General features: G+C 63.8%; 19 protein-coding genes and 1 pseudogene. 11 read left to right on the plus strand and 9 right to left on the minus strand.

Going from position 1 to position 20,565, the window contains the following annotated elements; translation table 11 throughout:
* From PQR08_RS31955 to PQR08_RS31965, 3 genes and pseudogenes are all read left to right on the plus strand, one after another.
* The coding region (locus PQR08_RS31955; RefSeq protein ID WP_408163600.1) for a penicillin-binding transpeptidase domain-containing protein at positions 1-1,009 on the plus strand (1,009 nt) is incomplete at its 5' end.
* A gap of 212 nt (positions 1,010-1,221) precedes the next feature.
* Complete coding sequence (locus PQR08_RS31960; protein WP_035501046.1) at positions 1,222-1,806, plus strand: ComEA family DNA-binding protein; 585 nt, start codon at positions 1,222-1,224, stop codon at positions 1,804-1,806.
* Between the two features lie 130 nt (positions 1,807-1,936).
* Positions 1,937-2,422 (plus strand): annotated as a pseudogene (locus tag PQR08_RS31965) (YidB family protein); the annotation flags it as partial.
* A 167-nt stretch (positions 2,423-2,589) separates the two neighbouring features.
* Here PQR08_RS31965 and clpB read toward each other — a convergent pair.
* Complete coding sequence (gene clpB, locus PQR08_RS31970; protein WP_250483697.1) at positions 2,590-5,187, minus strand: ATP-dependent chaperone ClpB; 2,598 nt, start codon at positions 5,185-5,187, stop codon at positions 2,590-2,592.
* Positions 5,188-5,367: 180 nt separating this feature from the next.
* Entirely contained in the window at positions 5,368-5,865 is a 498-nt protein-coding gene (locus tag PQR08_RS31975; RefSeq protein WP_238293055.1) for an Rrf2 family transcriptional regulator, read from the minus strand.
* Positions 5,866-6,111: 246 nt separating this feature from the next.
* On the opposite strand from PQR08_RS31975, the gene PQR08_RS31980 reads away from it, so the two are divergent.
* A complete protein-coding gene (locus tag PQR08_RS31980; protein WP_250483698.1) occupies positions 6,112-6,654 on the plus strand; it encodes a group III truncated hemoglobin in 543 nt (180 codons plus the stop codon).
* Positions 6,655-6,660: 6 nt separating this feature from the next.
* Here PQR08_RS31980 and moaE read toward each other — a convergent pair whose 3' ends face one another.
* The 3 genes from moaE to PQR08_RS31995 are packed head-to-tail and all read right to left on the minus strand — an operon-like array spanning position 6,661 to position 8,613.
* Positions 6,661-7,134, minus strand: coding sequence for a molybdopterin synthase catalytic subunit MoaE (gene moaE, locus PQR08_RS31985; protein ID WP_187604591.1), 474 nt, complete (start codon positions 7,132-7,134; stop codon positions 6,661-6,663).
* Between the two features lies 1 nt (position 7,135).
* The gene (gene moaD, locus PQR08_RS31990) at positions 7,136-7,393 is read right to left on the minus strand and encodes a molybdopterin converting factor subunit 1 (RefSeq protein ID WP_035501053.1); all 258 of its coding nucleotides are present in this window, start codon (positions 7,391-7,393) and stop codon (positions 7,136-7,138) included.
* Positions 7,390-8,613 carry a molybdopterin molybdotransferase MoeA gene (locus PQR08_RS31995; protein WP_408163611.1) on the minus strand — a complete coding sequence of 408 codons (1,224 nt, stop codon included), beginning with the start codon at positions 8,611-8,613 and terminating at the stop codon, positions 7,390-7,392. Before PQR08_RS31995 ends, moaD begins: the two co-directional genes overlap by 4 nt.
* A 221-nt stretch (positions 8,614-8,834) precedes the next feature.
* Between PQR08_RS31995 and PQR08_RS32000 the strand changes: the two genes are divergently transcribed.
* From PQR08_RS32000 to PQR08_RS32025, 6 genes are all read left to right on the plus strand, one after another.
* Positions 8,835-9,380, plus strand: coding sequence for an NUDIX hydrolase (locus PQR08_RS32000; protein WP_035501055.1), 546 nt, complete (start codon positions 8,835-8,837; stop codon positions 9,378-9,380).
* Positions 9,381-9,423: 43 nt separating this feature from the next.
* Positions 9,424-10,155, plus strand: coding sequence for a leucyl/phenylalanyl-tRNA--protein transferase (aat, locus tag PQR08_RS32005; RefSeq protein ID WP_035501057.1), 732 nt, complete (start codon positions 9,424-9,426; stop codon positions 10,153-10,155).
* 115 nt (positions 10,156-10,270) lie between these two features.
* Positions 10,271-11,098: an arginyltransferase gene (locus PQR08_RS32010; protein ID WP_187605047.1), complete on the plus strand. Its 828-nt coding sequence runs from the start codon at positions 10,271-10,273 to the stop codon at positions 11,096-11,098.
* Between the two features lie 96 nt (positions 11,099-11,194).
* On the plus strand, positions 11,195-12,217 hold the full coding sequence (locus PQR08_RS32015) for a quinone-dependent dihydroorotate dehydrogenase (protein WP_035501059.1): 1,023 nt from the start codon (positions 11,195-11,197) through the stop codon (positions 12,215-12,217).
* A gap of 114 nt (positions 12,218-12,331) precedes the next feature.
* On the plus strand, positions 12,332-13,132 hold the full coding sequence (locus PQR08_RS32020) for a cystine ABC transporter substrate-binding protein (RefSeq protein ID WP_187604588.1): 801 nt from the start codon (positions 12,332-12,334) through the stop codon (positions 13,130-13,132).
* Positions 13,133-13,270: 138 nt separating this feature from the next.
* Positions 13,271-13,930, plus strand: a complete 660-nt coding sequence (locus PQR08_RS32025; RefSeq protein ID WP_250483700.1) for an amino acid ABC transporter permease — start codon at positions 13,271-13,273, stop codon at positions 13,928-13,930.
* A gap of 31 nt (positions 13,931-13,961) precedes the next feature.
* Here PQR08_RS32025 and PQR08_RS32030 read toward each other — a convergent pair whose 3' ends face one another.
* The 4 genes from PQR08_RS32030 to PQR08_RS32045 form a co-directional block, all read right to left on the minus strand.
* The gene (locus PQR08_RS32030) at positions 13,962-14,966 is read right to left on the minus strand and encodes a Gfo/Idh/MocA family protein (protein WP_250483701.1); all 1,005 of its coding nucleotides are present in this window, start codon (positions 14,964-14,966) and stop codon (positions 13,962-13,964) included.
* A 144-nt stretch (positions 14,967-15,110) separates the two neighbouring features.
* The gene (locus PQR08_RS32035; protein ID WP_035501066.1) at positions 15,111-15,863 is read right to left on the minus strand and encodes a FadR/GntR family transcriptional regulator; all 753 of its coding nucleotides are present in this window, start codon (positions 15,861-15,863) and stop codon (positions 15,111-15,113) included.
* A 484-nt stretch (positions 15,864-16,347) separates the two neighbouring features.
* Positions 16,348-17,499, minus strand: a complete 1,152-nt coding sequence (locus tag PQR08_RS32040; RefSeq protein ID WP_250483702.1) for a glycosyltransferase family 4 protein — start codon at positions 17,497-17,499, stop codon at positions 16,348-16,350.
* Between the two features lie 216 nt (positions 17,500-17,715).
* A complete protein-coding gene (locus PQR08_RS32045; RefSeq protein ID WP_238214322.1) occupies positions 17,716-18,249 on the minus strand; it encodes a GNAT family N-acetyltransferase in 534 nt (177 codons plus the stop codon).
* A gap of 376 nt (positions 18,250-18,625) precedes the next feature.
* Here PQR08_RS32045 and PQR08_RS32050 point away from each other — a divergent pair, with 376 nt between their 5' ends.
* Positions 18,626-19,651: a DUF1839 family protein gene (locus PQR08_RS32050; RefSeq protein WP_250483703.1), complete on the plus strand. Its 1,026-nt coding sequence runs from the start codon at positions 18,626-18,628 to the stop codon at positions 19,649-19,651.
* The last annotated feature ends 914 nt before the right edge of the window (positions 19,652-20,565 follow it).

Consider the following 20,565-nt stretch of genomic DNA (forward strand, 5'->3'; position numbering starts at 1 on the left):
GGGGCGCCCGGCGCGGGGCGCGGCGCTGAACGTGCCGGCGGTGCGCACGCTCGTGATGGTCACGCCGCATCGGTTCGCGAAGACGCTGGTCGCGCTCGGCATTCCCTTGTCGCAGGCGGGCGATTACTACGGCTTCAGCCTCGCGCTCGGCAGCGCCGACGTCACGCTGGCGACGCTCGCCAACGCCTATCGCGCGCTCGCGAACGGCGGGATCGCGCGCCCCTTCTTCGATCTCGCCGACCATCGGCCGACGAACGCCGAGAGGCGCGTCTTCAGCGCGGAAGCGAGCTTCATCGTCACCGACATCCTCGCCGACAACAACGCGCGCACGCGCACCTTCGGCTTCGACAGCGTGCTCGCGACACGCAGCTTCAGCGCGGTCAAGACCGGCACCAGCAAGGACATGCGCGACAACTGGGCGGTCGGTTTCACATCGCGATACACCGTGGGCGTGTGGGTCGGCAATGCGGACGGCGCACCGATGTGGGACGTGTCCGGCGTGACGGGCGCGGCGCCGGCATGGAACGCCATCGTCAACTATCTGAACCGGCGATCGGATAGCCGCCCGCCGCAAGCGCCGCCGGGCGTCGTGACGACGCGTGTCACGTATCAGAACGATATCGAGCCCGCGCGCAGCGAATGGTTCGTGCGCGGCACACAGATGAGCGCCATCGGCCTCACGGCGAATGCGTCGCAGAATGCGCGCGGTGGAAATGCGGACGCACAGGCCGCACGCATCGGCGCGCCCACGGACGGCACGATCTTCGCGCTCGACCCGGACATTCCGCCCGCGCGGCAGCGCGTATGGTTCGAGCGCGCGGACAGCGGCGCGCGCCTCGCGTGGCGGCTCGATGGCAAGCCCTACGGCCACGACGCCCGCGCGGCGTGGCTGCCCTGGCCGGGCCGTCACGTGCTCGAACTGGTCGATGCCAAAGGCGCGATCGTCGATAAGGTCGGCTTCGAGGTTCGCGGCGCGTTCGCGAAAACGGCGGCGGGCGCGTCGAAGTGATGCGCGACGCGAACGTCGGCAGAAACGGCGCGTCATCCATCCGGCGTATCGCAACGTTAAAGATTGTGCGGAAGCGCAGTGCGCGCGGCGGGGGTCGTGCACAATGCGATCCGTTTTCGTTCGGAACAGGTTTTTGCCCTATCCTTAACGGCATCTTCCCAATCGGCCCGAACTTATCGATTCATCCTTTCTCTTTAGCCCGGAGTGCCGTCATGCTGAAAAAGCTGCTGATGCTGTGCTTAGCGTTCATGCTGTCGATGGGAGCGGCCTTCGCCGCGGTCGATGTCAATACCGCGGATCAAGCCGCGCTGGAAGCGGTGAAGGGTCTGGGTCCGGTGAAGTCGAAGGCGATCGTCGACGAGCGCACGAAGAACGGCCCGTTCAAGGACGCCGACGATCTCGCGACCCGCGTCAAGGGGCTCGGCACCAAGTCGGTGGCGAATCTGGAGCAGAACGGCCTGACGATCGGCGGTTCGTCGCTGCCGCCCACGGGCAAGACGTCGAAGCCCGCGACCTCATCGACGCAAGGCGGCAGCGCCGCGCCGAACTCCACGGTGAAGTCATCGACGGCTGCCACCGCCGCGACGTCGCCAGCGGCCACCACGGCGCAGACGCCGGCCACGGCACCCGCTGCTCCGGCATCGGGCACGAAGGCGTCGAAGAAATCGAAGAAGGAAAGCGCGGCAGCAGCGACGACGAGCGCATCGGGCACGATGGCCGCGAGCGACGCGAAGCCCGCCAAATCGAAGCGCAGCAAGAAAGATAAGGCCGCCAGCGCCGCGGCCGCCAGTCAGTAATTCTTCGGGGAACCTTGTCGAAGGGAAATTGCCTTCGTTTGACCATCCTTGAACGGCCGCTCGCGGCCGATGCCCGCGCCGCCACGCCCGGTTCCGAGCCGGACGCGGCGGCGCGGGCGAACCCACCCCCGCAACCTCTCGTAGTGAGACTGCCATGAGCCTAATCGATATCCTCGCCTCCTCCCTCGGCAATTCGTCGCAACAACCAGGCGGCCAGCAGGGCCAGTCCGGCCAAGCCGCGCTGATCGCGGCGGCGCTCGCGTTCGTCAACAGCCAGCCGGGCGGCATCATGGGCCTGATCCAGCGCTTCCAGCAACACGGCGCGGGCGATGTCGTCCAGTCGTGGATCGGCACCGGCGAGAACAAGCCCATCAGCCCCGACACGCTCACCAACGTGCTGGGTCAGGACAACGTCGGCGCGCTCGCGCAAAAAGCCGGCGTCTCGGGCGATCAACTCTCGGGCATGCTGGCCACGGTGCTGCCGCATATCGTCGATCGCGCGACGCCCAATGGCGAAGTGCCGCCCGAAGGCCAGCTCGATCTGACCGGCGTGCTCGGCTCGCTCGGCGGACTCGCAGGCCTCTTCGGCAAGAGCGAAGAGCCGAAGCAGGGCTAAGCGCGCTGTTTCGCTTCGCATCGAAAGAAAGCCCCGCAGGCATCGCGCCGCGCGGGGCTTCTGCTTTTCGGATCGCGTTTCGAGCGAACGAAAAAAAGGGCAACGAATCGCTTCGTTGCCCTTTTGTATGAACGGCCGTCCCGCATCCGGGACGACCCGAGCGCGCCTCAGTGCACGACGCGATCGAACACGAACTTCCCTTCTCGCACATCGACCGGAATGACGTCCTTCGGTCCGAAACGCCCCGCGAGGATGAGCTTCGCGACCGGATTCTCGATCTCCTGCTGAATCGCGCGCTTCAACGGCCGCGCGCCGAACGACGGGTCGTAGCCGACCTTGCCGATCTGCTCCAGCGCCGTATCCGACACCTCCAGTTGCATATCGAGCTTCGCGAGACGCTCCTGCAGACGCTGCAACTGAATCTTCGCGATCGACTCGATGTTCGTGCGATCGAGCGCATGGAACACGACGACATCGTCGATACGGTTCAGGAACTCCGGCCGGAAGTGCAGCTTCACTTCTTCCCAGACGGCATCCTTCACTCTCTCCTGCGGCTCGCCGACCATGCCCTGAATGACTTGCGAACCGAGATTCGACGTCATCACGATCACCGTGTTCTTGAAATCGACGGTGCGGCCCTGGCCATCGGTCATGCGGCCATCGTCGAGCACTTGCAAGAGCACGTTGAACACGTCCGGGTGCGCCTTTTCGATTTCGTCGAGCAGAATCACGCTGTAAGGCTTGCGGCGCACGGCTTCGGTCAGATAACCGCCTTCTTCATACCCGACATATCCCGGCGGCGCGCCGATCAGACGCGCGACGCTGTGCTTCTCCATGAACTCGCTCATGTCGATGCGGATGAGATGATCCTCCGAATCGAACAGGAAGGAAGCGAGCGCCTTGCACAGTTCGGTCTTGCCGACGCCCGTCGGACCCAGGAACAGGAACGAGCCGTACGGACGGTTCGGATCGGACAGACCCGCACGCGAGCGGCGAATCGCGTCCGCCACCGCGCCGATCGCCTCGTCCTGGCCAATGACGCGCTCATGCAGCTTGATCTCGATCTGCAGAAGCTTCTCGCGCTCGCCCTGCATCATCCGCGATACGGGGATGCCGGTGGAACGCGACACCACTTCCGCGATTTCCTCGGCGCCGACCTGCGTGCGCAAAAGACGCGGACGCGTCGGATTGTTCTGCTCCTGCGATTCGGCCTGCGTCACCTGCTTCAGGCGCGCTTCGAGTTCGGGCAGCTTGCCGTACTGCAATTCGGCGACCTTCTCGAGCTTGCCTTCGCGCTGCAAACGCGTGATGTCCGCACGCACCTTCTCGATTTCTTCCTTCAATTGCGCGCTGCCCTGAACGGCCGCTTTTTCGGCAGTCCAGATTTCTTCGAGATCGGAATACTCGCGGTTCAGCCGGTCGATTTCCTCTTCGATCAGTTGCAGACGCTTCTGCGACGCTTCGTCCTTCTCCTTCTTCACGGCTTCGCGTTCGATCTTCAGCTGGATGAGACGGCGGTCCAGCTTGTCCATCTCTTCGGGCTTCGAATCGATTTCCATCTTGATGCGCGACGCGGCTTCATCGATCAGATCGATGGCCTTGTCCGGCAAAAAGCGGTCCGTGATATAGCGATGCGACAGTTCAGCGGCCGCGACGATCGCCGGATCCGTGATCTCGACGCCGTGGTGCAGCTCGTACTTTTCCTGCAAGCCGCGCAGGATCGCGATGGTCGCTTCGACCGACGGTTCATCGACGAGCACTTTCTGGAAACGCCGCTCCAGCGCCGCGTCCTTCTCGATGTACTTGCGGTACTCGTCGAGCGTGGTCGCGCCGATGCAGTGCAGCTCGCCGCGCGAGAGCGCCGGCTTCAGCATGTTGCCCGCGTCCATCGCGCCTTCGGCCTTGCCCGCGCCGACCATCGTGTGAATTTCATCGATGAAGACGATCGTCTGGCCTTCGTCCTTCGCGATGTCGTGCAGCACCGCCTTCAGACGTTCTTCGAACTCGCCGCGATACTTCGCGCCCGCGAGCAGCGCCGCCATGTCGAGCGACAGCACGCGCTTGCCCTTGAGCGTTTCCGGCACTTCGCCGTTGACGATGCGCTGCGCCAGCCCTTCGACGATCGCCGTCTTGCCGACGCCCGGCTCGCCGATCAGCACCGGATTGTTCTTCGTGCGGCGTTGCAGGATCTGGATCGAGCGGCGGATTTCGTCGTCGCGGCCGATCACGGGATCGAGCTTGCCCGCGCGCGCGCGCTCGGTCAGATCGACGGTGTATTTCTTGAGCGCCTCGCGCTGGCTTTCGGCGTCCTGGCTATTGACCTGCGCGCCGCCGCGCACGGCGTTGATCGCCGCTTCGAGCGCTTTCCTCGACAGGCCGTGCTGCTTCGCGAGACGTCCCGCTTCGCCGCGGTCGTCCGCGACGGCGATCAGGAACATTTCGCTCGCGATGTACGTGTCGTTGAGCTTCTGCGCTTCCTTGTCGGCGGCGTTCAGCAGGCCCGCGAGTTCGCGGCTCACCTGCACATTGCCGTCCGTGCCCTGCACTTGCGGCAAACGGTTGATCGCGTCGTTCAGCGATGTCTGCAGCGCCTGGACCTGCACGCCCGCGTGCGACAGCAACGAGCGCGCGGAGCCGTCCTGCTGCGCGATGAGCGCCGCAAGCAGGTGCACCGGTTCGATGTACTGGTTATCACGCCCGACCGCCAGGCTCTGCGCGTCGGAAAGCGCTTCCTGGAATTTGGTGGTGAGTTTGTCGATTCTCATTTTTTGAAAGCTCCAATTCTGAATACGACCAAAATGAGGCGCTTTTTGTCACTTTCAAGCACGCTTTGGCTCAAAAAGTGCACTTTTTTGCTCTTCGACAATGACGGCGTCGACGGACTCCAAGCTCAGGATTGACTGCGGCATTCCGGTTTTGTTCAGCGCGCGATGCGTCCCGGCGCGTCAGGACGATGCGCGCACCGGCACGAATGCGCCCGCCGGAACCGGCGCGATGCTGACGATGCCGAGCAGCCGCGCGAGTTCGTTCGCCGGATGCGCGAGTTCGCCGACCGTATGCTTGTCGAGTTCGGCGAGAAAGGCGTCGCGCGCAGCCGCGAGCACGCCGCGCAGACGGCAGCTCGGCTGAATCACGCAGCGCTGGCGCGTTGCATCGCCCTGATCCGCGAAGCAACCGACGATCGCGAAATCATTTTCGGTCTTGCGCACGACGTCGCCGATCGTGAGATCGCGCGATCGCGATGCGATCCGCAGGCCGCCATTTCGGCCGCGCACGGTTTCGACCCAGCCGAGCTCGCCGAGCTGCTGGACGATCTTCATCAAGTGATTCTTCGAGATGCCGTACGCATCCGAAATTTCCTGAATCGTCGAAAGGCCCGAAGGTCGAACGGAGAGATAAAGCAGAACACGCAGCGAATAATCGGTGTAATCGGTGAGTCGCATGATTTCGCGCGTATAGAGTTGGATGCAAAGGCGCATCGGTGATTTGACGGAACGCGCGTCTCGTCAAAAAATCCGCGCAAGGACAGGGAGCGATGTTTAAATCGACGCTGCATGAAACGCAAACGAACGTCCATGCGTTTCGGACAACCGAGGGCGCCTGAGCACGGAAGCACCATTTTGCGTCATCTTGATATCCTCCGTCAGCAAAATATCCGATCAACTCTTTCATTGTTTCGCAGATCGACGATGACCACCGAACACCCCGCCACCGACACGCCACGTGAGCGCGAACCCAGCGAAGCCAACGTCCGCGCGCTGGTCGAAGCCTTTTATCGCCGCGTCGACGACGATCCGCTGCTCGGACCGATCTTTTCGCGCGCGCTCACGGGGCGCTGGGACGAGCATCTCGCCAAGATGACGACGTTCTGGTCGAGCCTCGTGCTCGGCTCGAAGCAATATCGGGGAAACGTTCAGGAAGCGCATCGTCCGATCGACGATATCGAGCCGCGCCACTTCGCGCGCTGGCTGTCGCTGTTTCTGAATACGGTCGAGTCGCGCTACGAGCCGGCGGCCGCCGTGCAGTTCATGGAACCGGCGCTACGGATCGCGCAGAGCCTGCAACTCAGCAAGTTCGGCTGGGAATATCAGATTCCCGTCGAGCAGCAGGAACTGCTCGCGGCGCTCAAGCGCCAGCGCACGGGTGACGCGCCCGAACCGCGCTTTCCCGAGCGTCCGGACGCGGAGCCGTTTCCGGCGAAGTTCATCGGCAGATCGGCCGACGACAAGTAACGCGGATCAGGACGGATCGTTTTTCCAGCGCGCGAGCGCCGCATCGTCGGAGTCGCGCGCGTCGACCCAGCGCTCGCCCGCCTCGGTTTTTTCCTTCTTCCAGAACGGCGCTTGCGTCTTGAGATAGTCCATCACGAAGGCGCACGATTCGAACGCGTCCGCGCGATGCATCGCCGTCGTCGCGACGAGCACGATCTGGTCGAGCGGCTTCAATTTCCCCACGCGATGCACGATCAGCACGTCCGAGCCGCGCCAGCGCTCGCGCGCCTGATCGGCGATCGCTTCGAGCGATTTTTCCGTCATGCCGGGGTAATGCTCCAGCTCCATGGTTTCGACGGCGCTGCCTTCGTTCAGATCGCGCACCGTGCCGACGAAGCACGCGACCGCGCCGACCTTCGGATTGTCGGCGCGCAACGCGGCCACTTCCGCGCTGATGTCGAAATCGGCTTCCTGCACGCGGACTTTGGAACGCGTCGACATGTCAGCCACCCGTGACCGGCGGGAAAAACGCGACTTCGCAGCCTTCGGTGATGCGCTGGCCCGGATTCGTCATCACGTGATTGCACGCCATGCGCAACGCGCGGCCTTCGGCGAGCGCCTCTTCCCACACACCGCCGCGCATGCGCAGCCAGGCGCGCACATCGCCGACATTGACTACCGTGTCCGGCACGCTGACCGTCTCGTTCGCGACGCCCAGCGCCTCGCGCACGCTCGCGAAAAACCTCAGTTCGACTTTCATATCAGTTCTGAAAATGGGATGAAGCGCACGATCTCGCCGGCGCTGATCGCATGATTCGGCGGATTGTCGATGAGACCGTCGCCCCAGACGGTCGATGTCAGCACGGCCGAACTCTGGTTGCCGAAAAGATCGAGCCCGCCCGACTCGTTCACGCGCGCGCGCAGGAATTCATTGCGGCGATCGCCTTTTTTCTGGCTGAAGTCGGCGCGCATCGAATGGACGCGCGGCGTGACGTTCGTCACGCCCGCGAGACGCAACAGGAACGGGCGCACGAACAGCAAAAACGTGCAGAAACTCGACACCGGATTGCCCGGCAAGCCGATGAAAAACGCCTCGCTTCCTTCGTCGCCGCGCCGCACCGCGCCGAAGGCGAGCGGCTTGCCCGGTTTCATCGCGATCTGCCACATCGAAATGCGTCCTTCGGCCTCCACCGCCGGCTTCACATGATCCTCCTCACCCACCGACACGCCGCCGCACGTCAGGATGAGATCGTGGTCGGTGGCGGCGCGCCGCAGCGTTTCGCGCGTCGCATCCAGCCGGTCCGGCACGATGCCCAGATCCGTCACCTCGCAGCCGAGCTTCGCGAGCAGCGACCGCAGCGTGAAGCGGTTCGAGTTATAGATCGCGCCGGGTTCGAGCGGCTCGCCGGGCATGCGCAGTTCGTCGCCGGTGAAGAAGATCGCGACGCGCACCCGGCGCACGACATCGAGATCAGCGCAACCGACCGACGCCGCCAGCCCGAGCGCCTGCGGCGTGAGGCGCGTGCCCGCGGGCAGAATCACCGAATCGCGCCGGATATCCGCGCCTTGCCGCGTGATCCACTCGCTTGCCGCGGGCGTCTGCGCGAACGCGACGCGCCCGTCGTCCGTTGCGTGCGCCATTTCCTGCATGACCACGGTATCCGCGCCGGGCGGAACCGTCGCGCCGGTGAAGATGCGCGCGGCCGTGCCCGCCGCGAGCGGCCCGGCCGCGTGGCCCGCCGGAATGCGCTGTGACACCGGCAACGCGACGGGCGCGCCTTCGCTCGCGCCGGCGAGATCGGCGGCGCGGACAGCGTAACCGTCCATCGAGCTGGTGTGCATCGGCGGGACGTCGAGCGGCGAGTTCACGTCGGCGGCGAGCACGCGATTCAGCGCGTCGAGCGTGCCGACGCGCTCGCGGCCGTCCACCTGACGCGCGGCGTCGAGCAGACGGCCGAGCGCCTCGGCGGTGGCGAGCATCGGAGGACGGCTGGAAGCGGCTGGCGTGGTTGACATGGAGTTCATCGTGAAAAGGGACACTGCAATTCCGGTCAACTATTGTAGCGAGAAGGCAGGCGTCGCACTGTCGGCTCCGGGCAAACCGGTCATGCGGCGCGACTGATGCCGCAAACCATGTGCGTGCCTCAAAGCCGCAGCGGCACGGTGATACACTCGCAGGCACACTTCCCACGTCCATTTCCATGAAATTCTGCTCCGTCTGCGGCCACGAAGTCGGTCTCGCCATTCCGCCTGGCGACAACCGCGAGCGCTTTGTCTGCAACAATTGCGGCACGGTTCATTACCAGAATCCGCGCAATGTCGTGGGCACCGTGCCGGTGTGGGACGACAAGGTGCTGCTGTGCCGCCGCGCGATCGAGCCACGCTACGGCTACTGGACGCTGCCCGCCGGCTTCATGGAAATGCAGGAGACGACGAGCGAAGGCGCCGCGCGCGAAACGCTCGAGGAAGCGGGCGCGCGCGTCGAGATCCAGAGCCTCTTCACGCTGCTCAACGTGCCGCACGTGCATCAGGTGCATCTCTTCTATCTCGCGCGGCTGCTCGATATCGAAGTCGATCCCGGCGAGGAAAGCCTGGAAGTGAAGCTCTTCGAGGAAAGCGAGATTCCGTGGGACGAGATCGCGTTTCCGACGGTCGGCCAGACGCTGCGCTTTTTCTTCGCCGACCGCGCCGCCGGCAACTTCACGCTGCATACGGGCGACATTTTCCGCACGCTGCGCGACGGCTGATCGCACGCTCGCCGACATCACAGAACGCCGCCCACCCGAGAACATGGTTCCCTGGCTCGCCGACGACGATCCCTTCCCGCCCGTCGAGCGCGCGCTCGATGCGGCGAGCGGCGCGCCGGGCCTGCTCGCGGCGAGCGCGGATCTTTTGCCCTCACGGCTCATCGACGCCTATGGGCGCGGTATCTTCCCGTGGTATTCGGATGGTCAGCCCGTGCTGTGGTGGAGTCCCGATCCGCGCATGGTGCTCTTTCCGGCCGAGTTCAAGGTGTCGGATTCCCTGCGCAAGACCCTGAAGCGCGTCGTGCGCGATCCAATCTGGGAAGTTCGCGTCGACGACGATTTTTCCGCCGTGATGCGCGCCTGCGCGGACACGCCGCGCGACGGCCAGCGCGGCACCTGGATCACCTCGGACATCGTGGATGCGTACACCACCTTGCATCGCGCGGGCAACGCCCACAGCGTCGAGACGTGGTACGACGGCGTGCGCGTGGGCGGACTTTACGGCGTGTCGTTCGGGCGCATGTTCTTCGGCGAATCGATGTTTGCGCACAGAACCGATGCGTCGAAAATCGCGCTCGCAGCGCTCGTCGGACACTTGCGCCGCAATCAAATTGAGATGATAGACTGCCAGCAGAACACGTCGCATCTGGCGTCGCTGGGCGGCCGCGAGATCGCGCGCCGCGCGTTCGTCGCGCATCTCCGGCGGGCCACGGCGGAACCGGCGATCGGCTGGCGCTTCGACAAATCCGTCCTGCTCGACGTGCTGGCGCGCTGAACGCTTCGCGCGACGCCCGAGCGACAAACGTAATGCAGCCGCCATGCGCGCGCCCCAAAGAGGATTGCGCGCGCCGGTCGGCAACGACGAGACGACGCCTGCGAGAGCCGCCAACGTGACACATCCGAACGAGCTGCCGCTGTCACCGCTTTCCGCGCTGCAATTCTATGCAACAGCGCCCTATCCTTGCAGTTATCTGGAAGGGCGCGTCGCGCGCTCGCAGGTCGCCACGCCGAGCCATCTGATCAACTCCGACGTCTATACCGAACTCGTCAAGGCCGGCTTCCGGCGCTCGGGCGTGTTCACCTATCGTCCGTATTGCGACGGCTGCCGCGCCTGCGTGCCGGTGCGCGTGCCGGTCGCGCGCTTCGTGCCGAACCGCACGCAGCGTCGCGTGTGGAAGCAGCACGGCGATCTCGTGGCGAGCGTCGCGCCGCTGCATTACGACGAAGAACACTACGCGCTCTACATGCGCTATCAGTCGGCGCGGCATGCGGGCGGCGGCATGGACCGCGACAGCCGCGACCAGTACGAGCAGTTCCTGCTGCAGAGCCGGATCAATTCGCGTCTCGTCGAGTTCCGCGAGCCCGTCGATCCGGCGCATCCGGATACGCCCGGCGTGCTGCGCATGATCAGCATGATCGACATCCTCGGCGACGGGTTGTCGTCGGTCTATACGTTCTTCGAGCCGGACATGCCGAAGACGAGCTTCGGCACCTTCAACATTCTCTGGCAGATCGAGCAGGCGAAGAGCCTCGACCTGCCGCACGTCTATCTGGGCTACTGGATTCGCGAAAGCGAGAAGATGGCCTACAAGGCGAATTTCCGGCCGCTGGAAGGCCTGATCGACGGACACTGGACGCTGCTCGATCCCGCGAACACGCAGTCCGCCGGCGCGCTGCCGATGCCCGGGCGCATCCACGGTCCGGGCCAGCCGAAATAGCCGCCCGAGCACTTCCGGCAGAGCCCGACCGGCCCGCCGTCCAAAGCCGCTAAAATAGCGGTCTTAAAAAAATCCGCCGTCGCCGGCTTTCATTTCGTGTTCAGTTCCCTCTATCCGATCGCGCGCTCGCATCTTTTCAAGATGGACGCGGAAGACGCTCATCACCTGACGCTGCGCATGCTGGGCGCCGCCGGCCGCACCGGACTCGCAGGCATGCTCGCCAAGCGCGGCCCCGATTCGCCCCGCACCGTCATGGGCATCACGTTCCGCAACCCGGTCGGCCTCGCGGCGGGCCTCGACAAGGACGGCGCGTGCATCGACGGGCTCGCCGCGCTCGGCTTCGGCTTCATCGAGGTGGGCACCGTGACGCCGCGCGCACAGCCGGGCAACCCGCGTCCGCGCATCTTCCGTCTGCCGGACGCGAACGCGCTCATCAACCGGATGGGTTTCAACAACGGCGGCGTCGATCAGTTCGTCGCCAACGTGAAGGCGGCGCACTATCGCGGCGTGCTGGGCCTGAACATCGGCAAGAACGCCGATACGCCGATCGAGCGCGCCGCCGAGGACTATCTCTACTGTCTCGAACGCGTCTATCCGTTCGCGAGCTATGTGACGATCAACATTTCGTCGCCGAACACGAAGAATCTGCGGCAGTTGCAGGGCGCGGGCGAACTCGATTCGCTGCTGGGCGCGCTGAAGGAGAAGCAGACGCGGCTGTCCGACCTGCACGGCAAGCTCGTGCCGCTCGCGCTCAAGATCGCGCCCGACCTCGACGACGAGCAGATCAAGTCGATCGCGGGCACGTTGCTGGCGCACAAGATCGACGGCGTGATCGCCACGAACACAACGTTGTCGCGCGCCGCCGTGACCGGCATGAAGCACGGCGACGAAGCCGGCGGGCTATCGGGACGCCCGGTGTTCGATGCGTCGAACGAGGTGATCCGCAAGCTGCGCGCGGAAGTCGGGACCGACGTGCCGATCATCGGCGTAGGCGGGATTTTCTCGGGCGAGGATGCGCGCGCGAAGCTCGCGGCGGGCGCGTCGCTCGTGCAGATTTATACGGGGCTGATTTATCGCGGCCCGGCGCTCGTACGCGAATGCGTCGAAGCGCTCGCGTGATGCCGTTGATCGCGCATATAGACATGAACAAACGATATGACGCGGCGATTGCATTCTTACTATGATCGCCGCATCTGATAAAGACGCTGTGCCCATCAAGAGGAAAACAACACAATGAAACTGTCCACGCTCAAGAAGCTCGTCGCCGCCAGCCTGATCGGCGCGGCATTCACGGCCGTCACGACGGCAGCCCACGCCGACGACCTGCTCGATCAGGTCAAACAGCGCGGCACGCTGCGCGTCGGCCTGGAAGGCACCTTCCCGCCGTTCAATTCGAAAGCGCCGAACGGCGAGCTGGTCGGCTTCGATGTCGATATCGCCAAGGCCGTCGCCGCGAAGCTCGGCGTGAAGCCCGAATTCGTCACGACCGAATGGAGCGGCATCATCGCGGGCCTGCAGGCAGGCAAGTTCGATGTCATCGTGAACCAGGTCGGCATCACCGATGCGCGCAAGCAGACGCTCGACTTCTCGCCGGCGTACACGTATTCGAACGCGCAACTGATCCAGCGTTCGGACGACAAGCGCGAGTTCAAGACGCTCGACGAGCTGAAGGGCAAGAAGCTCGGCGTCGGTCTCGGCACGAACTACATGGACATGGCGAAGTCGGTGCCGGGCATCGACGTGAAGACGTATCCGGGCGCGCCCGAGTATCTGCGTGACCTCGCCGCCGGCCGTCTCGATGCCGCGCTCAATGACCGCCTGATGCTCGCGTATCTGCTGAAGAATTCGCAACTGCCGCTGCGCACGGGCGCGAATGTCGGTGCGGGCAACCCCTCGGGCATTCCGTTCAAGAAGGGCAATCCGAAGTTCGCGAAGGCCATCGACGACGCGATGAACCAGCTCGAAGCCGATGGCACGTTCACGAAGATCTCGGACAAGTGGTTCGGCATCGACGTGACGAAGCCGGCAAAGTAAGTCAGCATTGTTCTGCTGGCCGGGGCGGCATCGGATGACGGTGCCGCCCTTCGTTTTTTCGCTGCCGGTTTATGATGTGCGCTTTGCGCGCGCCGATCGATCCAATTCGCGCGCCGGCTCCTCACCGCATTCCCGTTCATGTCCACGACTTCCCTGCTCGTTCAATCGGCGCCCGTGCTGGCGCAAGGCGCGCTACTGACGATCAAGTTCGCGCTCTACTCGATGTTCTTCGGCCTCATCGCGGCCGTCGTCCTGGCGTTGATGGGCATCAGCCAGAATCGCGCGCTCGTCGCGATCGGGCGCTTGTACGTGAGCGTGATGCGCGGCACGCCGCTGCTCGTGCAGATTTTCGTCATCTACTATGGCCTGCCGAGCCTCGGCATCTCACTCGAACCGACGCCCGCCGGCGTGATCGCGCTGTCGGCGAATGTCGCGGCGTATCTGTCGGAAAGCATGCGCGGCGCGATTCTCGGCATCCACGCCGGCCAGTGGCTCGCGGCCTATAGCCTCGGGTTGTCGCGCACGCAGACGCTGCGCTACGTGATCGGGCCGCAGGCGCTGCGCATCGCGGTGCCGAGCCTGTCGAACAGTCTCATCAGTCTGATCAAGGACACGTCGCTCGTGTCGGTCATCACCGTGACCGAACTGTTGCGAAGCGCGCAGGAAGTGATCGCGGCGACCTATCAGCCGCTGCCGCTCTATCTCGCGGCGGCGTTCGTCTACTGGATCTTGTGCAGCGTGCTCGAATTCGTGCAGCGGATTTTCGAGCGGCGTCTCGCGCTGCCCGGGCGACATTAAGGAAAAGCCGCTGAAAAGCGGCTTTTTCGTATCAGTCGGTCTCGAAGGGAAAGCGCAGATTCAGATCGCGCCGTGCCGCGTCGATGATCGCGATCATGCGCATCGACATCGCGTGCGGCATCACCGGGCTTTCCGTCTGTCCCGCGCGCAGCAGCTCGCAAAAATGCGCGGTTTCGTAGTTGAGGCCGCCGCCCGTGAAAGGCTCGTCGAGTTCGACCTTGCGTCCGTCCGTGTAAGCGATGGTCGCGCGCGCCGGATTCCACCAGTTTTCGTGGATGGTCACCGTGCCGAGCGTGCCGCCGATGAGCGCATCGCCGCGGCCTTGCAGATCGAGTCCGCAGAACAATTGCGCGATGCCGCGTTCGTGGCGCACATTCAGGCTCGCGAACACATCGACGCCGGTCGCGCCGAGGCGGCCGATAGTCTGCACGTCGAGCGCTTCGCCGAGCCAGTCGACCGCGAGAAACGCCTCGTAGATGCCGATGTCGAGCAGCGCGCCGCCGCCCGCTTCGAGCGTGAACGACGGATGATCGAGCGGCACGTTCGCCATCGAGCATCCCGCGCGCACGAGCCCGATCTCGCCGATCGGATCGCGCTCCAGATGCTCGCGCAGACGGCGATATAGCGGATAGAACGGCGGCTTCATCGCTTCCATGAACAGCAGCTTCGCCTCGCGCGCCGCGTCGATCATGCGCTGCAAATCGCGCGCGTTGACGGCCGCGGGCTTTTCGCACAGCACGGATTTGCCCGCCGCGAAGGCGCGCAACGCGTATTCCGGGTGACTGTCCTGCAAGGTCGCGATGTAGAGCGCGTCGACATGGCTGAGCATCGCGTCGAAATCGGCGAATGCGCGGGCATCGAATGCATCGGCGAGCGCACGCGCCGTTTCCTCGCGGCGCGACCAGACGGCCGCGAGCCGCGCGCCTTCCACATGCGTGAGACTGTCGGCGAAGCGCCGCGCGATGCGTCCCGCGCCGACGATGCCCCAGCGTATCGTTGCTGCGTCGATGTTCGTATCGGTCAATCCTTCCTCCATGCGCCAGGTTCGTGGTGCGACGCATTGTGCCTGATTGCATCGCATGACGACTTCGCACGGCGCGCGCAGACGGCAAAAAGCCGGGACATGTCCCGGCTCCATGCTTGCGGCTCATCCATCATCGACCGACGTGCTACGAACGCGTTACACCCCCGCGGATGCATTCACGTTCGGCGCGGCGGGCTGGCTGTTCACCCGTTCTAGCGAGAACGCGCGGCCCACTTCTTCCGCCGCCAGATCGACGAGCGCGCGCGTCGCGGATTCGGCCGCGGCGGAATCCTTCGCCTCGATCGCCTCGACGACGCTTTTTTGCGCCGCGAGCGTCGCCTCGCGCACGGATTCGATGCCGTCGACGATCGGATTGACCGTCACCAGCGCGCCGCGCACGATCGCCGTCATCTGGCGAAAGAACTGGTTGCCGCTCGCCGCCACGATGCGCGTGTGCAGAACTTCGTCGGCCGCCTGATATTCCGGCTCGCCGACCTGCAAACGCGAGAGCGTGTCGAACGCGTCGCGGATTCCGGCGATTTCGTCCGGTGTCGCCCGCGCCGCCGCCAATGCGGCCGCGCGCGGCTCGATCAGCATGCGGAATTCGATTACATCGCGCAAAAATGTCTGATCCGGCTTGGCGCGAAATCTCCAGCTCACAACATCCTCGTCGATGAGACGCCAGTCGCTCATCGGACGAATCCGCGTGCCCGTTTTCGGCCGCACGTCCAGCATGTGCCGCGCGAGCAGCATCGAGAGCGCCTCGCGCATGACGGTGCGGCTCACGTCGAACTCCTTCGAGAGGATGTCCTGCGGTGGCAGTATCGCGCCATATTTTTGCTCGACGATGCCGGAAACCAGTCCGTCCATGACCTTCGCCACCAGCGATCGCTCTTTGTTGTCATCCATCTCGCTTCTCCCCTTCTCGCCTGTTCCGTAGCCGTATGTATGAGCGCATCGCTTTCGCTTTCCCCGGGCTGCGAAAGGCACGACGAGTTCCCGACAGGTCCATTCGTCGTGCTAGATACGTTGCGTCTTCGTTGCTTCGAATGCCAGTTGGGAAATTCCTGACAGGGTAATCCCTCTGACCTCGATATCGATATTTCGTTTTTTTCTTTCTTCTGCTTTCGCGTGTATCTGCTGCGCTCGCGCCGCGCGCGCGCAGTCATTCATCAGGGAAACTGAAGAATGGCGGCGTCGCAGCGCGGCAAGTGCGTTTTTTGCAGTCCTTGATCTCCTCGGACCGATCATGCACTCATTTGAGCAAGCATCTCGTAGGCGTTCTGTGCGAACGCGAACGGAAGGCCGATGGGAAAGTCCTTTTGTATGATCGGAAGGTTTGGGCGAAAGTACCGTGGCGCGGTGCGAGCGCGGTGATTTGTCAGCGCTATGCTTAAATCGCGCCATCTGTCGTACGGGGCCTTCGCGCATCGAGCGCGAGCTGCCGGCGGCTCATCGATTCGCGCTCCTTGAGCGTCTGCTGGTAGACCGCCATGTACTCGCTGCAGACTCTTTCGACCGAAAGCGGCTGCAGGTTTTGCCGCGCACGCGCCGCAAGCTGGCCGCGTGCCTGCCGGTCGAGCAGCAGCCAGCGCAGCTTCGCCGCCGCCTGTTCGATGTCGCCCGCGGTCACGAGCACGCCCGCCGCGCCGTCGTCGAGCATTTCGGGAATGCCTCCCACGCGTGTCGCGACGATCGCGCAGCCGGCCTCGCGCGCCTCCGCGATCACGAGCGGCCCCGGATCCTCGCGCGACAGGAGCGCGAAGATATCCGCGCTCGCCAGATAGGGCCGCGCATCGGCGACGAAGCCGGTGAAGTGCGTGGCCTCCGCGATGCCGAGTTCGGCCGCGAGCGCTTCCATCGAAGCGCGCTCGGGACCATCCCCGACGAGATACAGATGCGGCTCGGACATGAACTCCCGCTCGCTCGCGGACTGCTCGCGCACGAGCGCGAACGCGTGCAGGAGATCGGCGATGCCCTTCCTGCGATACATGCCCGCCACGCAGACGATGTTCGGATGCTTCAGGCGCACCGGCTTCGCGGCGGGCCTGCATACGAGCCGCGGTGCGCCCACCGCGCCGTTGAGCACGATCGACATGCGCGCGGGATCGATACCGCGCGCCTGCAAATCCATCGCGACCGCGCGGCTCACGGCCACCATGCGATCGCCCGCGCGCACGAGCGATGCGCTTTTCTGCAGTTCGTGATGCACCGTCGTCACGAGCGCGAAGCGGCGGCGCATGCTGCCGAAACGCGAAATGAGCGCGCCCGTCATCATGTGCGCATGGACGATCTCGGGATCGAAGCGATCGATGAGACGATTGAAGCCCGCGATCATCGACGGCACGCGCCAGGGCTGCCGCGATTGCTGTAGCGGCACATGCGTGATGCCGTGACGGCGCAACAGCGGCTCGAAGCCACCGCCCGACGATGCGACCACGACGTCCTGACCCATGCTCGCCTGCATGCAGGCGAGATCGACCATCATGTTGACGGTGCCGTTGCCGATCGTCTGCGCGTGATTGGCGAGATGGACTATTCGCATGAGATAGGCTGTTTGTACGCTCGCCGGTATTGGCCGGCGGCGTCGATCTTATTGTTTCGAGGACACGCTTCGAGACGGCCTGCGCCACCTCGATCGATGTTATTGCGTTGTTCTTGCCTCGATGCCCGGACGGTCCACGCCTTGTGATGACTGATGCGTTGGCTTCTGTCGCCGCGCGCGCGGGTTGCGGCGCACGCGGCACGTCGCTGGTGGCGCTTAGAGCAACTCGTACGTGGTGGCGTGCTCGCTCGGCGCGAACAGCGTCTTGCTCGTGCCGGCCATCTCGCGCGGCTGTCGGCTCTTTCTCGTCAGACCGATGAAGGGCATGCCGTGCTCGAGAAACGGACCTTCGGTCTTGCGAAAGCCGAACGCCTCATAAAAGCCTCGCAGGCTCACGGGCGCCGTCAGGCGCACGCCGCGGCCCGGCCAGCGCTCGGCGGTCACCGCGAGCACGCGTTCGATGAGCGCGTGCGCGGTGCCATCGCCGCGGCGCAGCGGGCTCGTCAAGATCTTGTCCACCACGACCTCGGGATCGTCGGCATCGCCTTCGTGAATGCGCGCATAGGCGAGGACAGGCATCGAACGGCTCATGTCTTCGGCCGCGAATACGTGCGTGCCGGTTTCATCGCGGCCATCCGGATCGAGATGGACATGCGACTGTTCGACGACGAACACCGCACTGCGCGCGCGCAAAATCAAATAAAGCTCACGCGCAGTGAGTTGTTCGAAATCCAGCGTTTTCCAGTTCATCGATTATCTCCATGCTTTACCGGTAATTACCGGCGTTGCGACGATTAAACGTTACGTGCCAACCCGCCTGAAATCGGTGCGCCATCGCACCGACCCAGGCCTCGCGCGCCTTTCAAATAGGCCCGACCACACGCAAAAAGGCGTCCCGGGGAAAAAGACGCCTGCCCGACGAACGAAACGACCGCGCGACAGCCCGCTGAAACGGGCCGTCGCGCGCGTCGGCACGCGTCGATAGCGCTCGCGTAATACGGCACCTTCATGGGAAAATCACAATGCATACCGCCATCGAACGCGACAGAGACGCACAACGAAAAGGACACTCGCTCACCCGCGCGCGCGGTATCGAACGCCGGCCTTGCCGGCCCGAGGTCACGGCATGAGCGCGTTCCATACGAGCGGTGTGACGGATTCAGGCGCGAGTCGTTCCCGCGTCGTGTCGCTCGATCCCTTGCGCATGCGTGCGCGACGCCATCATGCGCATGCGCTGCATCGCGGCGAGCGCATCTGGCGCGAAGCCGTCGCGCCCGCCGATCTATGGATAGAAATCCTGCACGGCAACGGCCTCGAACCGCGCGCCGCGCTGGCCTTCACGGTTGCTCAGGACTTCGAAGCCGATCAGTTCACGCTCGGCAAGCTGCCGCCGGACGACATCGAAAAGCTTTACGGCCTGCAAGTGCAGGAGCTATCCGTGTTCGATTCGCTCGAAGAACGCGCGCTCGTGCAGACACGCCGCTCGAACATCGTGCTCGTCGAAGTGGATGCGTTCTTCCTGCCCGACATGCGCACGGTTTCTTATCATCGCGAGCATGAGAAGACGACCATCGGCATTGATGTGATCGATCCCGATGCGCGGCGGCTCGGCTACTTTCATCACACGGGTTATCACCTTCTCGACGGTGACGATTACGACGGCGTATTGCGTCTGCACGCGCCGCAGCCGGCGCTTTTTCCGCACGTCGAATTCGTCAAGCGCGTACGGGACCCGATGTCAGGCACCTCACTCGCCGAAGTCTCCGCCGATACGCTGTGCGCGCATCTGTTGCGCCGCCCGATGCATAGCCCCATCACCCGCTGGCGGGCGGCGTTTCCCGAGCATGTCGATACGATGATCACGCGCGGCGAAGCGTATGCGCGCGTTTATGCGTTCAACATGATGAGGCAGCTCGGCGCGAATTTCGAACTGCTCGCGCACTACCTGCAATGGATGCGCGACCAGGGCTTCGATATTCCCGTTCAGACCCACGCGGGCGCACGCAAGATCGCGAGCGAAACGATGGTCATGCAGTGCCGGCTCGCGCGCGCGCTTTCGCGTGGCCGTCACGACCTTTGCGAAGCATCGTTCGACGCCATCGAGGATGCGTATGAACGCGTGATTCCGCCTCTTGCGAATATCGTGTGCTGATCGCTCGAGCACGCAGGGATTACTCGTCGATTCGTATAAGCAAAACGCATTCGGTAAAAACATACTTGAGCCCTTGTTTCAAGGGGTTTTTCACTCGCTTACGTTCGCGCCGTATATTCGCTCCGTGACCTCGTTATGTCTTCGCTGCAATTTTGGCGAAGCTCGTTTCGCGCGCGTAAATCGGTTCCGCATGAAATTGTCCCCGATGAAACATTTCGCGGCGCCTCGCTTCCAGTCGAACACACATATTCGAAACGATCGATCCGACGAAACACGCGCAAACGTTTTACGGCTAAATGCCGCTCGTTGCGGCGCTTTGGGGGTCCCCACAAGCCCTGTGTGCGCTATTGCACGCTCGAATACACGCTTCTTGGGCGCGAACAAGCGAGGCATCACGCACCGACTTTTCACTTCGTGCAATCGGCGCAACGTTTCCGCTTCATGCAACGCACGGCGGCAGACTTTTCCGCTCGCCCGCAAAGCCCCGTCCGGCAAGGCTTCGCGGGTAATCAAGCGCTGACGAAAATAACGCGCGTTCGATAGCCCACGAAGCCCATGCAACACGGATGAATCATTTTTCATTGTCCCTACGAAAGCAGGTGTGCTGTCGAAGGGATGTCGACCTGTGAGGCTTGTCGCACGGTAGTCGGAAATGCCTGAACCGTCATTCGGGGGGATTGCGCTGATGAAACTCATCGGTGCTCTCAGGCATTCCTAAGACCACCGATGTTCAAGACTGAAACAAAAACGCTGCGCTGCGCTGCATCACGAAAAGTGCATGAGTTATGAGGCCCCGCCAGCATTGCGATTGCCCGCACTGGCACAGTCCTCGCTAATAGAAACCCGCAACCCGGAACAGCGCGAACAACAAACTCGAATTCATGCGCAAACGGGCCGCTACGGGGCTGGAGTGA

The organism is Caballeronia jiangsuensis, from assembly GCF_046030135.1.
Classification (GTDB): domain Bacteria; phylum Pseudomonadota; class Gammaproteobacteria; order Burkholderiales; family Burkholderiaceae; genus Caballeronia; species Caballeronia jiangsuensis.

Excerpts from the sequence above, each read along its gene's own strand:
- PQR08_RS31960 (WP_035501046.1), top strand. The coding sequence starts at position 1,222 with ATGCTGAAAAAGCTGCTGATGCTGTGCTTAGCGTTCATGCTGTCGATG.
- clpB (WP_250483697.1), bottom strand. The coding sequence starts at position 5,187 with ATGAGAATCGACAAACTCACCACCAAATTCCAGGAAGCGCTTTCCGAC.
- PQR08_RS31975 (WP_238293055.1), bottom strand. The coding sequence starts at position 5,865 with ATGCGACTCACCGATTACACCGATTATTCGCTGCGTGTTCTGCTTTAT.
- PQR08_RS31980 (WP_250483698.1), top strand. The coding sequence starts at position 6,112 with ATGACCACCGAACACCCCGCCACCGACACGCCACGTGAGCGCGAACCC.
- moaE (WP_187604591.1), bottom strand. The coding sequence starts at position 7,134 with ATGTCGACGCGTTCCAAAGTCCGCGTGCAGGAAGCCGATTTCGACATC.
- moaD (WP_035501053.1), bottom strand. The coding sequence starts at position 7,393 with ATGAAAGTCGAACTGAGGTTTTTCGCGAGCGTGCGCGAGGCGCTGGGC.
- PQR08_RS31995 (WP_408163611.1), bottom strand. The coding sequence starts at position 8,613 with ATGCTCGCCACCGCCGAGGCGCTCGGCCGTCTGCTCGACGCCGCGCGT.
- PQR08_RS32000 (WP_035501055.1), top strand. The coding sequence starts at position 8,835 with ATGAAATTCTGCTCCGTCTGCGGCCACGAAGTCGGTCTCGCCATTCCG.
- aat (WP_035501057.1), top strand. The coding sequence starts at position 9,424 with ATGGTTCCCTGGCTCGCCGACGACGATCCCTTCCCGCCCGTCGAGCGC.
- PQR08_RS32020 (WP_187604588.1), top strand. The coding sequence starts at position 12,332 with ATGAAACTGTCCACGCTCAAGAAGCTCGTCGCCGCCAGCCTGATCGGC.
- PQR08_RS32025 (WP_250483700.1), top strand. The coding sequence starts at position 13,271 with ATGTCCACGACTTCCCTGCTCGTTCAATCGGCGCCCGTGCTGGCGCAA.
- PQR08_RS32030 (WP_250483701.1), bottom strand. The coding sequence starts at position 14,966 with ATGGAGGAAGGATTGACCGATACGAACATCGACGCAGCAACGATACGC.
- PQR08_RS32035 (WP_035501066.1), bottom strand. The coding sequence starts at position 15,863 with ATGGATGACAACAAAGAGCGATCGCTGGTGGCGAAGGTCATGGACGGA.
- PQR08_RS32040 (WP_250483702.1), bottom strand. The coding sequence starts at position 17,499 with ATGCGAATAGTCCATCTCGCCAATCACGCGCAGACGATCGGCAACGGC.
- PQR08_RS32045 (WP_238214322.1), bottom strand. The coding sequence starts at position 18,249 with ATGAACTGGAAAACGCTGGATTTCGAACAACTCACTGCGCGTGAGCTT.
- PQR08_RS32050 (WP_250483703.1), top strand. The coding sequence starts at position 18,626 with ATGAGCGCGTTCCATACGAGCGGTGTGACGGATTCAGGCGCGAGTCGT.